The organism is Caballeronia arationis (genome assembly GCF_001544975.2).
Lineage (GTDB): Bacteria > Pseudomonadota > Gammaproteobacteria > Burkholderiales > Burkholderiaceae > Caballeronia > Caballeronia arationis.
In genome coordinates, this window is sequence record NZ_FCOG02000142.1 from 1 (window position 1) to 14550 (window position 14550).

At 60.5% G+C, this 14550-nt stretch carries 11 protein-coding genes and 2 pseudogenes; 3 read left to right on the plus strand and 10 right to left on the minus strand.

Annotated features, from left to right (window positions below; translation table 11 throughout):
• Window positions 1-162: 162 nt before the first annotated feature.
• Both AWB81_RS45155 and AWB81_RS48945 read right to left on the minus strand, forming a co-directional pair.
• Window positions 163-690 (minus strand): porin, encoded by a 528-nt coding sequence (locus AWB81_RS45155; protein WP_101635743.1) that lies wholly within the window; start codon window positions 688-690, stop codon window positions 163-165.
• 200 nt (window positions 691-890) lie between these two features.
• Window positions 891-1274 (minus strand): annotated as a pseudogene (locus tag AWB81_RS48945) (porin); the annotation flags it as partial.
• 394 nt (window positions 1275-1668) lie between these two features.
• On the opposite strand from AWB81_RS48945, the gene AWB81_RS35540 reads away from it, so the two are divergent.
• A complete protein-coding gene (locus tag AWB81_RS35540; RefSeq protein ID WP_062642390.1) occupies window positions 1669-2361 on the plus strand; it encodes a Crp/Fnr family transcriptional regulator in 693 nt (230 codons plus the stop codon).
• Here AWB81_RS35540 and AWB81_RS48950 read toward each other — a convergent pair.
• The 7 genes and pseudogenes from AWB81_RS48950 to AWB81_RS35570 all read right to left on the minus strand — a co-directional run.
• Window positions 2330-2440 (minus strand): annotated as a pseudogene (locus AWB81_RS48950) (IS110 family transposase); the annotation flags it as partial. The gene AWB81_RS35540 and the pseudogene AWB81_RS48950 overlap by 32 nt on opposite strands.
• A 135-nt stretch (window positions 2441-2575) precedes the next feature.
• Window positions 2576-2806 carry a hypothetical protein gene (locus AWB81_RS35545; RefSeq protein WP_062642393.1) on the minus strand — a complete coding sequence of 77 codons (231 nt, stop codon included), beginning with the start codon at window positions 2804-2806 and terminating at the stop codon, window positions 2576-2578.
• 584 nt (window positions 2807-3390) lie between these two features.
• On the minus strand, window positions 3391-3849 hold the full coding sequence (locus AWB81_RS35550; RefSeq protein ID WP_235026077.1) for a RidA family protein: 459 nt from the start codon (window positions 3847-3849) through the stop codon (window positions 3391-3393).
• A gap of 11 nt (window positions 3850-3860) precedes the next feature.
• Entirely contained in the window at window positions 3861-4616 is a 756-nt protein-coding gene (locus tag AWB81_RS35555; protein WP_062642399.1) for an SDR family oxidoreductase, read from the minus strand.
• Window positions 4617-4669: 53 nt separating this feature from the next.
• A complete protein-coding gene (locus tag AWB81_RS35560) occupies window positions 4670-5071 on the minus strand; it encodes a nuclear transport factor 2 family protein (protein ID WP_062642401.1) in 402 nt (133 codons plus the stop codon).
• Window positions 5072-5275: 204 nt separating this feature from the next.
• A complete protein-coding gene (locus AWB81_RS35565) occupies window positions 5276-6175 on the minus strand; it encodes a LysR family transcriptional regulator (protein ID WP_062642403.1) in 900 nt (299 codons plus the stop codon).
• A 376-nt stretch (window positions 6176-6551) separates the two neighbouring features.
• Window positions 6552-6935, minus strand: coding sequence for a DUF3331 domain-containing protein (locus AWB81_RS35570; RefSeq protein ID WP_062642405.1), 384 nt, complete (start codon window positions 6933-6935; stop codon window positions 6552-6554).
• Window positions 6936-7500: 565 nt separating this feature from the next.
• Between AWB81_RS35570 and AWB81_RS35575 the strand changes: the two genes are divergently transcribed.
• Together AWB81_RS35575 and AWB81_RS35580 are read left to right on the plus strand one after the other, a co-directional pair.
• Window positions 7501-8574, plus strand: coding sequence for a porin (locus AWB81_RS35575; RefSeq protein ID WP_062642411.1), 1074 nt, complete (start codon window positions 7501-7503; stop codon window positions 8572-8574).
• A 36-nt stretch (window positions 8575-8610) separates the two neighbouring features.
• Complete coding sequence (locus tag AWB81_RS35580; RefSeq protein ID WP_062642407.1) at window positions 8611-11025, plus strand: glucose/quinate/shikimate family membrane-bound PQQ-dependent dehydrogenase; 2415 nt, start codon at window positions 8611-8613, stop codon at window positions 11023-11025.
• Window positions 11026-11181: 156 nt separating this feature from the next.
• Here the strand turns inward: AWB81_RS35580 and AWB81_RS35585 are convergent, their stop codons facing one another.
• On the minus strand, window positions 11182-14454 hold the full coding sequence (locus AWB81_RS35585; RefSeq protein ID WP_062642409.1) for a PAS domain-containing protein: 3273 nt from the start codon (window positions 14452-14454) through the stop codon (window positions 11182-11184).
• Window positions 14455-14550: the final 96 nt, after the last annotated feature.

Consider the following 14550-nt stretch of genomic DNA (forward strand, 5'->3'; position numbering starts at 1 on the left):
TTACCGAGAACTGGATCGGCGCTCACGAACGCCAAGATGAGACCGTGAGAAAGGCGCAAGAACTCGGCACTCTCGAGCAAGTAAAAGGAAGCAAGCAAAAAAAGCTGAATGGCGAAGGAGCAAGCGCGCCGCGGCGGCCGCGGCGGCCTCGATCGCGCTGTATCAGAACTGCGTCATCACGCCTATGGATGCGCCCGTGACGCCGTTTCCGCCGCGCGCCATTCCGAGCGCCGCGATGTTCGCCGGATCGGTCATGTACGCCCCCGAAAGGCCATTGCGGTCGACTTGTGCATAGAGTTCGGTACGCTTGGACAGATAGTATTCGGCGATGGCGTAATAGGTCACCTTGTGTCCGTTCGCATTGGGGCGGTTGCCCAGATTACTTGCGATGTCGTCGTAAAACGCGGCGGTCAACTGGAACGTTGGTGTGACCTGATACACGATTCCGCCGTCGGGGACCTTGTCGCGCCGCTCGGGCGCCCCTGCCATGCCGGTCACGGTGAGCGTCGTATAGTTGGCGTAGATGCGTACGGGTCCAACTTGCCAGGCGCCTCCTGCCTGAAAGTTCTGCGCCCACTGAGTCGCGGTTGCGCTGTACGATCTCTGATAGGAAACGCCGCCCAGCAGCGTCCCGAATTGATACAGCGCGCTGGTGGCATAGTTCGATCCGGCACGCGTGTTTCCGGCCACTTGCGTCGAGAGTCAGGCCGCGCAATTTGTTCCTGTATTTGACCGTGTTGTTGAAACGGGAGTCGAATCCGGAAAACGGACTCGTATCGATGAGCACAAGCGGCACGTTGTACACGCTGGGGGCCTCTGCCGTTGCTAGGATCGAGAGTCAGCGCGGTATCCTCGAACGCATTGAACTGGCGGCCGAACGTCAAGCGTCCATAGGTCGCGTCGATGCCGACCCATGCCGCGTTGGCGAACATGACCGGAGTGCCGGCCACCACCTTGCTGAACATCCCGTTGGAACTGAAGAACGGCGACTGCAACTGGAAGATTGCCTTGATGCCGGCCCCGAGATCCTCGGTGCCGCTGAATCCGAAGTTATTGTTGGCGACAATACTGTTGTCATACGCCACGGTGGAACCGCCATTCGTTCCGCTCATCCATCGAACGCCGCCGCCGACGGTGCCGGACAAGGTTACGTTCGATTGGGAATGTGCAAGATTCGTCGTTACGAGGAGCGCTGTTGCGAGGTGCATTTTCGTTTTCATTCGCTCTCCAAACCATGCATTTTTGAAATGTTCGTACTTCATGCGGACGGGCATGTTTCCATCAGGGGATCGGCGGACGTCGCCGCGTGTGTAAGCCGCCCGTGTCACGCACTGGCCGTGCTTGACACGGGCGGCGCGAAGCGGGATTCTTGACAAGGACACTGTGGGCGCAGTCACGCAGGGTTCACGACGCCGTCGTGCAGGCGGTGCGCAATTGCTCAGAGCGCGGTTGCGTCCCGAGGAACTCGATGCGTGTGATGAGCTCGCGTCAAGGCATGCACCGGTCTTCTCGGGTGGCCCGATCGATGCAGGTTAGAGCGGAATGAAGAGATTTTGTGACCATGGCGATTTGCTTGCGCAAGTGATAGAGACGCCATGGTGCTGGACCGGTGGCGGTCAGAATGTTCATTTCTTATCAATCTAGGGCTATTGCCGATGCGTTCCCATCATGCAAGTCTTCGCTGAAAACCCCTGGTTCGGAAGCCTGCCCGACGCCGTGGCCGAGGCGCTCATGTGCGCGGCCAGGCCCAGGAAACTGGGTCAGGGTGAGTTTCTTTACCACCAAGGGGATTCGATTGACGAGCCGTTCGGGGCGTTCTTCGGTGTCACCAAGGGCTTGATCAAGTTGTCCATTCATCATCAGGATGGCAACGAAGCGATTATCGCCGTCGTCGAGCCGGGAAACTGGTTCGGCGAGGTGGCGCTACTAGATCCGTTTCCTCGCGCGCATACGGCGGCGGCACTGGAAGACACAGAACTGCTGAGCGTCAGTGCCGATACGTTCAACGTGCTCATGAGTCACAACGCTTTCGCACAAGCCATTGCCAGACTGGTGGCGGTGCGCTTGCGGCTGGCGTATGGGTTGTTGGCCGACTCGGCGCTGCAAAGCACGCGCGAGCGAGTGAGGCGCCGTCTGGTGCTGCTGGCGCATGGCGATGTCACGCAGTCTCGCAGTGGACGCAGCAGCGTTACCACTTCACAGGACAACCTCGCCATGATGCTCGGCATCAGCCGCCCGACGCTCAACAAGGAACTGCAGGCGTTGGCGAAGCTGGGTGCGATCACCCTGCGCTACGGCCGTATCGAAATCAGGGACATGCAATTGCTGACCGGCGGCGGCCGTCCGCCATTGGAACCCTGAATGCGAAAGGCACATCACGGGAGTCGGACAGATCCGGACGCCACGCGGCCAATGTATGGATGAGCTGCATGCGGGTCATCGCGTAGCGATTCGTGGAGCACGTGGACGCGGCTTGAGGCCCTTGAGACAGGTGTGCGGCCGAGTTCAGCGTGATCGATACACGCGCCGCAACTGCGAGACAACGAAAGCTGCGTTGTGCATAGCGGCGCATATCTCAAAGACTTCCCACCGGCTGGCAGTTCTGCGCTGAGACACCGCATTCCGCGGCGGTGCGCCCGAGCAAGTCCAGCAGGGTGGATAAGCGTTGTCGGTCTTGAGCCGACAGGCCCGAGCGTCCCAATAGGCACTCGATCTGCGATGTCCAATAATCGCGACGGATAAGCCGCGGGCGGCTAACCAAAACGTTCAGCGCCTTCTCCAGTTGCCCTATTTCGGTTTTCACCATATTCACGTTCGTCTCCTTTATCGATCCGCCGAAACCCCTGAATGTCACATCAGCTGCCTGACTTACTAACTCGACACCTCGTTCGAAGTACCTTAGGGACCTTTTCCATCACCGCCAAGGCTGCGAGCGGCTCAAGTACCCGCGCCCGCTTCCACAAAGTGCTGCCCGCAGGTGGTACGGCTAGTTGAGAGTCGTATTCAAACCGGCCGCCACAATCCTCGCGCAAACGTTAGCTCTTCCGCGGAACCGTTTCACCGTTAGTACGTAGTCTGGGATTACGGCAGCGACTCAAATTTCTTTACTGGTAAAAACCCGCAGTACGCGTTGCAGGCGGATAAGGGACTGGTGGCCGCGAAACGAAGTTGTTGCCAGCAATGAGCCGCGCGGGGTGCTTTTCCGATCGGCCGTCGACGCCAAGAAGCGTCGATCGTCCGTATCCGCGCCCGGACATTCGGGCGTCTGCTCAGTCTGAGCAAGCAGCCGCCCGGCAGGCCGGCGATATGCCGCGAATCGCGGGCAATGAGCTCCGACGCCATCTCGGGAGTTGCGGCTGTATCAACGACTAGTGCACTCTTCTCGCTCACTCAAATGCTCCGTATCGCAGCAACGGCCTTAATCTCGACGAAGAGGGTTGGCCTGGCCAATGCCGCCACCCCGAGAATAGTCCATGCAGGAGCGTCCTCCTTGATGTAGCGGTCCTTGATTTCCCGAAACGCCGCAAGCTGCTTTTCAACATCTACGTGATAGCTGACGAGTTCGACGAGATCATCGAAGCCCAGCCCGGCTGCTTGCAGGATCGCGCCAAGCCGCTGAAACACGAGATCGATCTGTTCTTCGACGCTTGCGGGAACGGTACCGTCAGCCCGAATCCCGATCTGGCCGGCGACGAACAGCAGCCCACCTGCCGCAACCGCGGGAGCGTAATTGAAGGTCTTGAACACGTCGGTGTTGCCGAGAAGGGGGTGGGGATTCGAAAGGGCAATGATGGTCTTGGAAGGTCGCATGATGAGTGCCTTGGAAACGAACAAGAATGTTGGATTCAAGCGGCCGCCAATCAGCCCGCGAACACCTCCATCATCTGCGCATTGAAGCTGCCGACAAACGCATGTTCGTCCGGGCCTGGATTTGCGCGCATGGGCTTCGCCACGTCGACGAGAATCTCTTCCTCATTGGTCGCGAGCACGTCGAACATCTGTTCGATGAACGCATCGAGTTGCATGGCCTGTTCGGCTTCGCGGCTGTTCATCAGATCGGTACGAACCCAGGGTGGCGCGATCTCGAGCACGCGCACCGACGTGTCGCGAAGCATGAAGCGCTGCGACAGCACATACGAGTGCAATGCGGCTTTCGTCGATGAATACACTGCAGTAAAGGCCAGTGGCACGAACGCCAGCACTGAGCTCGTATACGCCACGGTTGCGTCCTGCTTCGACTTCAGGTGGTCGATCAGCGCGGCAGTCATGCGCACCGGACCCATCAGATTGGTTTCGATGGTGGACACCATCAGCGCGTCGTCAACGTGCCCCGCGGAGTCATCCGGTTGCATGATGCCCGCGTTGTTGATCAGCACATTCAGATCGGGATAGTCCGAGATGAGCTGCGCCGCGGCGCGCGCGATGCTGCTCGGATCGGTGATGTCGAGTTCAATCGATGCCATGCCCGGATTCGCCGCGATCACATCGTCGAGATGATTGCGACGGCGGCCGCTGATGATGACCTTGTTGCCACGCCGATGAAATGCTTCGGCCAGGCCGCGTCCAATGCCTGAACCGCCGCCCGTGATGAAGATCGTGTTGCCGGTGAGTTTCATGATGGTTTCCCCTGGAGAAGTGTGTGAACTTGCGTTGTGGACAAGTGCTTCAGTCAGTCGGGAAACCGGTTGCCGAACATCGGGAGGCCGCTGACGGACTGCTCCCGCGTCGCTTCGTCCTGCAACACGTCCCAGTGCTCGGCAAGCTTGCCGTCTTCGAAACGGACCACATCGGCTGCAATCCACGCGGCTGGCCGGCCGTTGCCGGAGAAGCGGCCGTGCGCAATCACGTAGTCCCCTTCGGCGACGATCAAATGGTTTTCGTAGCGAAGCGTGTCGGGCAGCGTGCGTATCAGGTCGAACAGGCCATCGCGGCCCGGCGCGATGTGGGCGCTGTGCTGGATGTAGCGGTTGGACCAGAAGCGTTCTGCGGTGGCGTAATCGCGCTTGTTGAAGAGCGTGTCGAATGCTTCCAGCACGAGTGCCTTGTTCTGTTCGGGTGTGGTTGTGCTCATGTGAGTCTCGTTTGAATGTTGAGGGGCGCAGTCTGGCGTGGGATCGGCGGAGCAGCTTCAAGGGTCCGTCGCCCATGCGCTGCATGAGACGAAAGATAGAACCGACGCGAACCCGGCGGTAGTGGGTGCTTCCTGCTATCTCTTATGTATCAGATGCATAGATTCCGGCGCCACGGTGCGTTCAAAAAGTCGGCGGGAAGTCCATCAGGACGCGGAGAATTGCTCGCGACGAAAGTCTGCGGTGAGATGTTCGATGACGGCGCGGCCGGCGGCGCGGGTCGCGCGGCCCATCGGGAAATAGGCGTGCACGGGAATGTCGGCGGCTTTCCAGTCGGGCAGCAGGCGCACGAGTGAACCGTCGGTCAGCTCACGGCGGCATGCCCACTCGCTTGTCGAAGTAATGCCGAAGCCGGCCGCCGCCGCGGCGACCGCGCCTTCGTTTTCGTTCGTCGAAAAATGTGCTTCGAGGTCGACGGCGACCTCCAGATCCGCGCGTCGGAATTTCCACCCGCTCGGCACGACCGATGCCGGGCCGCCGACAATCCGATGCTGTGTCAGCTCTTCCGGCGTGGCCGGCTCGCCGTGCCGAAGGAGATAGTCAGGCGAAGCGACGATCACGCGTTCGATCTGCGTCATCAGCGTCGCGGTGGCGCTGGAATCGGCCAGCCGGCCAAGTCGGATGGCGACATCGACCGCATCCTTCACGAGATCTTGCGGGCGGTCGCCGAGCAGGAATTGAAGGCGCAGACCGGGATGCCGTTCGACGAATCCGCTCAGGCGCGGAATGATTTCGCGGATTGCAACGCTGCTTGGCATGCTCATGCGCAACATGCCACGCAGTTCGCCCGTTTCGCGCACGCTGTGCTCGGCTTCGTCGAGCGCGATCAGGATCGGGTCGATGCGTGAGAGGAATTCTGCGCCCGCTTCGGTCGGAACGACCGCGCGCGTGGTACGTGACAAGAGACGTACGCCCAACTCGCTCTCGAGATCGGCAATGATCCGCGACACTTGCGATTGCGACAGGCCGCACTCCCGCGCTGCTGCAGAAAAGCTGCCCAGGCGTGCGACGCGGGTATAGAGCTTGAGCGAAAAGATGTCTTTCACGAGGCGCTTCCGGTCGGCGGGTGAACCTGAGCAAGGCTAGCCGATTGATGCAAAATCTGCAAATGCCGGGGATATGTAAGGCGCGCGGAGGCGCTGTCGCCTCCACGGATTGACGGCATTCTCAAAGGGCTTTTCGTCGCGCTCGAGAGCGTCCGGTAATTCCGATTTCAGCAGTTCAATTTTGTCCTGATCCAGGCGCGCCGTGTCGATGCCTTTGAATAAGCCGAGGCCAACGCATTTTCACGTGGTTGCGCGGAGTGAGCAAAAGTCCACTAGCTGGAGCACGACGTTGCGACGTCGTCGAAAAGGAAACCACGCGAAACCGTTCGGGCGTCGAACCGATCGCTTCGCCACTTGTGCGTGCTATCGCGGTCAGCTAGACAACGTCCGTGAGCGGGGCCGCTTCCATCACGTAAGCCAGAATCATGGCCTCGCTATTTCGGGGAACCGGCCTCACAAGGCGAGGCCGATACACGGTATCGCCCGCGGCGATGGTCTGCCCGCTCAGTGCGCAGATGCCGCTCTTGCGCGCGACACAGCGCCGCCAGCGCTGCTCACCGTAGCAGCAGGCGGTCGCGTCGCTCCATGCCACGGTGGCAGTCTTCAGGGCGTGGCGTTCCAACACTCTGATCGCACACTGCTGGTAAGAACCCGCGTGATACTCCGCGCGAACGGGGCAAGGCATCTCAATGAGCTCATCAAGGCCGAGAAGGCTCATGGTGTGAGACCAAGCGTCGATGGTTTCGACTGCTTCCTGCATGATGGCTGCTCCTTCAAACAATCGAGAAGATCGATAGCACCTCGTCATCGCAAGTAGCCGTCGAGAACGATCGAGTCAAAGTGTCTGGACGGCTTGGCGACATGAGGCATTGAACGACCGGGCCGGGGGGAACTGGAGAGTTCTACCTGGCTTGATGATAGGGAGCAGGACGAGGCCCCGCTACTACATAAAGCTGGAATGGAGTCCATGGCGTAGTTGCCGGACGCCGGCAAGCGGTTGGCCGGTGAGAGGTCGCCGGCGCTTCCATATCCCCGCATGACCAGTTGGCAGGCGGGACTTGCATGACTGAAATCCTGGTCAAGCCTCGGCAGAGATTCAGCAACAACGGGTCGTGAAAATCTCTGCCAGCTGTGCGCGGGATTACATAAACATGCGATGTCAAGGCCGAGCGCAACGCTATATCCTGCTCTTGTGTAAGCTCGATCAAGGCGCCAGAATACCGGGCGCGTAAGCGCAACACGGCAGTGTCCCGGGCGGTAAGCATAACGAAAGCAGTCGCAACCTGGAACCTAATGTGAAACGTCAACTAAGCGGTATCGTCCTGATGTCGGCCAGCGCGGTTGCTTCGGCGCAAACGAGCGTGACGCTCTATGGCCGTGTCGATGGCGGTATCGAGTATCTGAATCACATAGCCAACGGCACGGGCGGAAGTTCGACACGCTGGAGCGCCGAAGGCGGCGACTGGGGCACCAGCATGCTGGGCTTCAAGGGCACCGAAGACCTCGGCGGCGGCATGTCCGCGCTGTTCGACCTCGAAACCGCGCTGCAGATCATGAACGGCACAACAGGCGGCGGCAGGCTCTTCTCACGGCGCGCTTATGTCGGCCTCAAGGACGAGACTTGGGGGCAACTCCAGGCCGGGCGCAATCTCTTTATCGACAGCGACGGCGTCTGGGAATTCGATCCGTTCGTGCAGCAGGCCGTGTCGTCGGCTTCGCTCGTGCGCGGACGCAACTGGCAACAGACGAACAACAACGTCGAGTACCACAGCCCCGTCTTCCATGGCTTCGACGTTCAGGGCCAGTATGCTTTCGGCAATCAGGCGAGCGGATTCAACAACGGAGCGCCCGGCGAATTCGGCCGTTCGGACGGCATCATGCTGACCTACCATTCGCCACTCTTCGACGTGCGCGGCATCTATGACGAGCTGCGCGATTCGAGCGGTCGCTTCTCCAACATCTTCACGGCCTCGCGCGAGTACTTCGCTGGTGCAAATGTTCGCGTGCAGAAGTTCAAGATTCAGGCGGCCTACACGCACTACGCAGCACCTGATTCGCCCGCAGGCATCGCCAACACCGCCGACCATTACTGGCTGGGCGCCACGTATCAGGCCACGCCACGCTGGGCCGTGACAGCGGCGGGCTTCTATATCCATGTGGGCGAAGGCGCGGGAGATGCTTCGCACGACCCTGCCAGCCACGCTTTCCTGTACGCGCTCGGAACCACTTACAACCTCGACCCGCGCACCTTCATCTACGCGACCGCGTCCTACGTGAACAACAACAAGAGCGGCACGTTCTCGGTGTTCGCGACGCCGCGCGATTCGTCCTCGCCGACGAGCCCGCTGGCTGGTGAATCGCAGACCGGTGTGTATGTGGGCATGATGCACACGTTCTGACACCGGTGGCATCCATTCAAGAGGATTGATATCAACATGACCAGTCTATCGAAGTCGCCAGGCGTGATCGGCATCCTCACACTGCTTTTTACGGTGCTGACCGCGCTCTATCTGCTGGTCGGCGGCGCGTGGCTGCTCGCGATCGGCGGCTCGGCTTACTACGTCATCACGGGCGTCGCGCTGTCGGTCGTGGCGTGGCTGCTCTGGCGGCGCAGTCCGGCCGCGCTCGTGCTCTATGCGCTCGTCCTCATCGGCACGGCAATCTGGGCTCTGCTTGAGTCGGGCCCGGACTTCTGGGCCCTCGCGCCGCGCTCCGGCGTGCTCGTCATCTTCGGCGTGTGGTTGCTGCTGCTCATGAGCTGGCGGCTGGTGGGCGAGCGCAGGCTCGGCGTCGCGTCGCTCGTCATCGCGCTCGTGGCATGGGCGGGCGTGCTCGTGTACGCGAGCCTCAATGATCCGCAGCAGGTCAACGGCACGCTGAGCGCTGCCGCGTCCGCGAGCGGCGCCATCACGCATCCCGACGCCGCCGACTGGCCTGCCTACGGGCGCACTCAGGAAGGCACGCGCTACTCGCCCCTGCAGCAGATCACGCCTGAAAACGTGAAGAATCTCCAGCTGGCATGGACCTTCCGGACTGGCGACATGAAGGGACCCAACGATCCTGTCGAGATCACCAGCGAAGTCACGCCGATCAAGATCGGCGACCTGCTTTACCTGTGCTCTCCGCACCAGATCCTGTTCGCGCTCGACGCGAAGACGGGCACGCTCAAGTGGAAGTTCGATCCGGCACTGCGGCCCGATCCGTCGTTCCAGCACGTGACCTGCCGTGGCGTGTCGTATGTCGATCTTTCTGCGAGTGCTGCGGCGCCCGCAAGCGATGCCGCCGCAGCGTCAGCCGCGAAAGCGTCGGGCTCCGCTGCCATGGCCGCCTGTATGCGCCGCATCTACCTGCCGGTCAACGATGGCCACCTCTACGCGCTCGACGCGCTGACGGGCCAGCGTTGCGCCGGCTTCGGTAACAACGGCGACCTCGACCTTCAACACGCCCAGCCGGTGACGACGCCGGGCATGTACGAGCCTACCTCGCCGTCGATCATCACTAGCAAGGTCATCATCGTGGCGGGCGCTGTCGAGGACAACTTCACGAGCCGCGAGCCGTCGGGTGTCATACGCGGCTTCGACGTGCGCACGAGCGAATTGCTCTGGGCGTTCGATCCGGGCGGGAAGGAACCGAATCACATTCCGGGGCCGGGCGAGCATTACACGTGGAGTTCGCCCAACTCGTGGGCGCCCGCCGCCTATGACGCGAAGCTCGACATCGTCTATCTGCCGATGGGTGTGACGACGCCCGATATCTGGGGCGGCAACCGTACGCCGGAGCAGGAGCGTTACGCCAGCGGGCTGCTCGCGCTCCACGCCTCGACCGGCAAGCTAGCCTGGTTCTACCAGACTGCGCACCACGACCTGTGGGACATGGACCAGCCGTCGCAGCCCACGCTCGCCGACATCTCCGGCAAGGACGGGCAGAGCGTGCCGGTCGTGTACGCGCCGGCCAAGACCGGCAACCTGTTCGTGCTCGACCGCCGCACCGGCGAGCCCGTCGTGCCGGCGCCCGAGACGCCCGTGCCGCAGGGCGCCGCGCCCGGCGACCACGTTGCGCCGACGCAGCCGTTCTCGGAACTCACGTTCCGTCCGTCGAAGAAGCTGACCGACGCCGACATGTGGGGCGCCACGATGTACGACCAGCTCGTTTGCCGCGTGATGTTCCACAGGCTGCGCTACGAAGGCACGTTCACGCCGCCGTCGCTGCAAGGCACGCTCGTGTTCCCGGGCAATCTGGGCATGTTCGAGTGGGGCGGCATCGCCGTCGATACCGACCGCCAGGTCGCCGTCGCCAATCCGATCGCGCTGCCGTTCGTCTCGCGTCTGATTCCGCGCGGACCGGGTAATCCGATGGAGCCGGAGCCGGGCGCGAAGGGCAGCGGCACGGAGGCGGGCATCCAGCCGCAATACGGCGTGCCCTACGGCGTGACGCTGAATCCGTTCCTTTCGCCGCTGGGTTTGCCGTGCAAGCAACCGGCATGGGGCTACATTTCCGCGATCGATCTCAAGACGAACGAGATCGTCTGGAAGAAGCGGATTGGCACCGTGCGCGATAGCTCGCCGCTTCCGCTGCCGTTCAAGATGGGCATGCCGATGCTGGGCGGCCCGATCGTCACGGCGGGCGGCGTCGTGTTCATCGGCGCGACGGCGGACAATTACTTGCGCGCGTTCGACGTGAACAACGGGAAAGAGCTCTGGCAGGCGCGCCTGCCTGCAGGCGGCCAGGCCACGCCGATGAGCTATTCGATCGACGGGCGTCAGTACGTCGTGATCGCGGCGGGCGGGCACGGGTCGTTCGGCACGAAGCTAGGCGATTATGTGATGGCCTACGTGCTGCCGCAGCAGTAGCCGGCGGTTGCCTCTTTTTGACCGCAAGAGTATGGCTGTGGCAATGGTCGCCAATCGAACGAGATGCGATTCCAGCAAGCGGCTGCTAATTGAGTACCAGCGGATTGAAACGATCCGTTCAGAGAGGGGCGACCGCCAAAAGTCGCCCCGGCTGTACTACTTGACGCTCGCCCCCTCTTGAGAGATCTGGACAGGTAACACGGGCAGGACGACGCTGAAGGTTGCTCCAAAGCCGTCATTGTTGGAGGCAGTAACACGACCGTCATGCGCTTCAATAATGGAGCGGGACACCGCAAGTCCGATGCCCATGCCCTTGCTTTTGGTTGTAACGAATGCGTCGAATATGGTGTCGCGATCGGCGATGCCCGAACCGTTATCGACAACCTGGAGCAGCACGGACCGGTCGTCAAGCGTGCGGGCAGTAATGAGAATCTTTGGTGCGCGCCCCGAGTTTTCTGTGGCCTCTATCCCGTTTGTGATGAGGTTAAGGAGGACCTGCTGAATCTGTATCTGGTCGACGAACACCGAAGGCAGGCCCTCAGGAAAATCGAATTCGATGTCAGCGAGACGCCTTGTCTCGTCTTCCCGTAGCAGCCGTACGGATTCGAGGACCATGTCGTTCACGTTCCGTATCCGCTTCTGGACTGATTGCCGCTTGAACAGCGCGCGGATGCTTTGCATCGTTTCGTCAGCGGACCGGGCATCTCGAACCACGCTTTCCACGGAAGCCCTGGCTTCGTTCAAATTGGGCGGATACGCTGCGAGCCACCGTTTGCAGGCCTGCGCGTTGGCAATAACGGAAGTGAGGGGTTGATTCAGTTCGTGGGCGATGGACGCCGAAAGTTCTGCGACCGTAGCAATCTGGGTTGCCCGGGCGAGTTCAGCCTGGGTCTGCCTGAGCCGGTCCTCTGCGCGCTTCGGTTCGTCGATATCGAGACTGAGGCCGTACCATTGGACAATTTTGCCGTCGGAGTCTTTCATTGCCTCAGCCGTGTGCTGACACCATCGATAAACGCCGTCTTTCCGCTGAATACGGGCGACGTGGGAGTGCGGTTCGCCAGTCTTGATCGAATGTGTCCAGGCTCGATCCAGGCTTCCCAGGTCGTCAGGGTGCATGGGATACAGATACCCAAGGTTGATGAGCTGCGAAACATCCAGGCCAAGAAATTCGGAGGTTTTCCGATTGATGTAAGTGAGGCGTCCCTGAGGATCATTGCACCAGAGCATGGCCGGGATGGTGTCGATCAGCGCGCGTAGCTGGTGCTCACGCTGTTCGAGTGTCGCTGCCGTTTGCTTGAGATCGTCGATGTCCGTGCATACGCCGTACCAGTGCGGAATCTGCCCGCTTCCGTCGCGAAACGGTTCTCCGCGAACGAGATACCAGCGCAGTTTCCCGTCGGCGCACATGACCTGGTACGTATCCTGATAGGCTGCACCTTCCTCGACCGAGCGCCGCCAGCGCGACCTGACTCGTAGACGGTCAGCCTCCGGAATGAGCTTGAGCAGCATTTCCTTGTCGAATTCTTCGCTGCCCTTTCCCATGAAGGTCAGCATTTGCCGATTCCATCCGTCGACGTCCCCTTGCGGCGTGGCTCTCCAGATCATCGCGGGCAATGCGTCTACGAGCCTTCGCAAATTGAGCTCTTCCGTTCGAAGGGCCTCCTGGGCTAACTCCCGCTCGTGGATATCCGTCGAAAGACCATACCAGTTCACGATATGACCATTGGCATCGCGCATGGGGGCGCCCTTGCATTGAAACCATCGGTACGTGCTGTCCGCCGCGCGCAGCCGGTAGACCCAGTCATAGGGTCGTCCGCTATCGAGGGAATTGTGCCAGGCTGCAATTGTTGACGCAGAATCATCCGGGTGGACCAGGTGAAGCCAGCCGTTCGCTGCCAGATCGTCGAGCCGTAGTCCGGTGTAGTCTTCGGTGCGCTTGTTCACATATTCGAGGCGGCCATGGGAGTCCGTACGCCAGAGCAGGCTGGGAACCGTTTCCGCCAACCAGTTCAGTTGAACTTCACGTTCACGGATGACCTCCTTGGACTTGCAAAGGTCATCGATGTCCATGTTCACGGCATACCATTTGTAGACACTTCCGTCATCGTTAAAATAGGGAACGGAGCGCGAGTGCCGCCATCGATATTCACCGTCGCGATCTGCCCATCGGTAGTTCGTATCGTAGGCGCTCTTCTCCTGAACAGAGCGCAAGTAACCTTCCTTTACCCTGTCGCGGTCATCGGGGTGAATGAACTGCAAGAAGCCAAGATTCTGCATGCCCTCAAGCGTCGTTCCCGTCTCCTCGAGAATCTGCCGGTTGATGAAATCGAAGTCGTGTTCTGTCCGGGTCGCGAAGCGGCCCGGTAACCGGTCGAGGAGTTCCCGGGCTTCTCTCTCGCTTGCCGCCAATGCCTGTTGAGCCCTGATGGTCTCTTCGATTTCTATCCCAATGAGGTACCAATGAATGACGTCCCCGTTCTGGCAATGCGATGGCTCGGCCAGGAGACGCTGCCAGCGGTATTCACCGTCGTGCCGAAGCATCCTCACTGCAATGTCGATTGGTTTGCGTGCGGCAATGCACGCTTTCCATTTCTGCTGTGCGACCTGTACGTCGTCGGGGTGAATGTGAGCCATCCATCGGTCACCAAGCAGTTCCTCCATCGGTCTTCCAAGCGACGCGCCGCCGACTCTGTTCACGTAGATAAGCTCGCCGGTGGGTCCACCAACACATACGCATGCGGGCACGCTATCCACGATTTTCCGCCAGGTTTCCTCGTCGGTCCGCAGAAGGGATTCTGCAGTCTTCCGGTCGTGTATGTCTAAGCTCACACCGACCCATCGCAGCAGCCGTCCACCGTCATCCTTTATAGCTTTGACGCGGCAGAGAAACCACCGGTAGGCTCCGTCGGACCTCCTGAGCCGATACTCCAGTTCTCCCGGGTCGTCTCCGGACCGGAGTGCGTTCCAATACCGGTCGTTTGCCGGCTGGTCATCCTGGTGGATTACGGTTCCGAAAAAGTCGTGGTTTTGTGCTTCCTTTGTTCCTGTGTATTCGCACAGACCTCGACTGATGTATTCGATTGAGCCATCAGGCAGTACGGTCCACGCATGGCAGGGAAGGAGATTGCTGATGCATTGAAGTGTATCGTTTCGCTGGCGGAGTTGTTCTGCGTCATTCTTTTGTTTGTTGATGTTCCAGTGCATGCCATACACGCGAAAGACTTTGTTGTACCGGTCGCGCTGTGTGTGAAGCACTGCTGCAAACCACTCGTAAGTCCCGGCCGCCGATCTGTAGCGACACTGGTACTCCTGGGCTTCTCCTGTTTCTTTCGCTCGGTAAAATGCTTGTGCCGGGATGTCCACGTCGTCCGGATGCGTCCGCGTATAAGGCTTTCGGAGTTCATCGAACGATTTCCCTGAATAGTCCATGTACCGGCTCGGATTGTCTGGACACGGGTTTGCAACTCAGGCGGCCTCTTTCATGGTGGCTGCGTGACGGGCTTCATGGGGTGACATAAAGCCCAG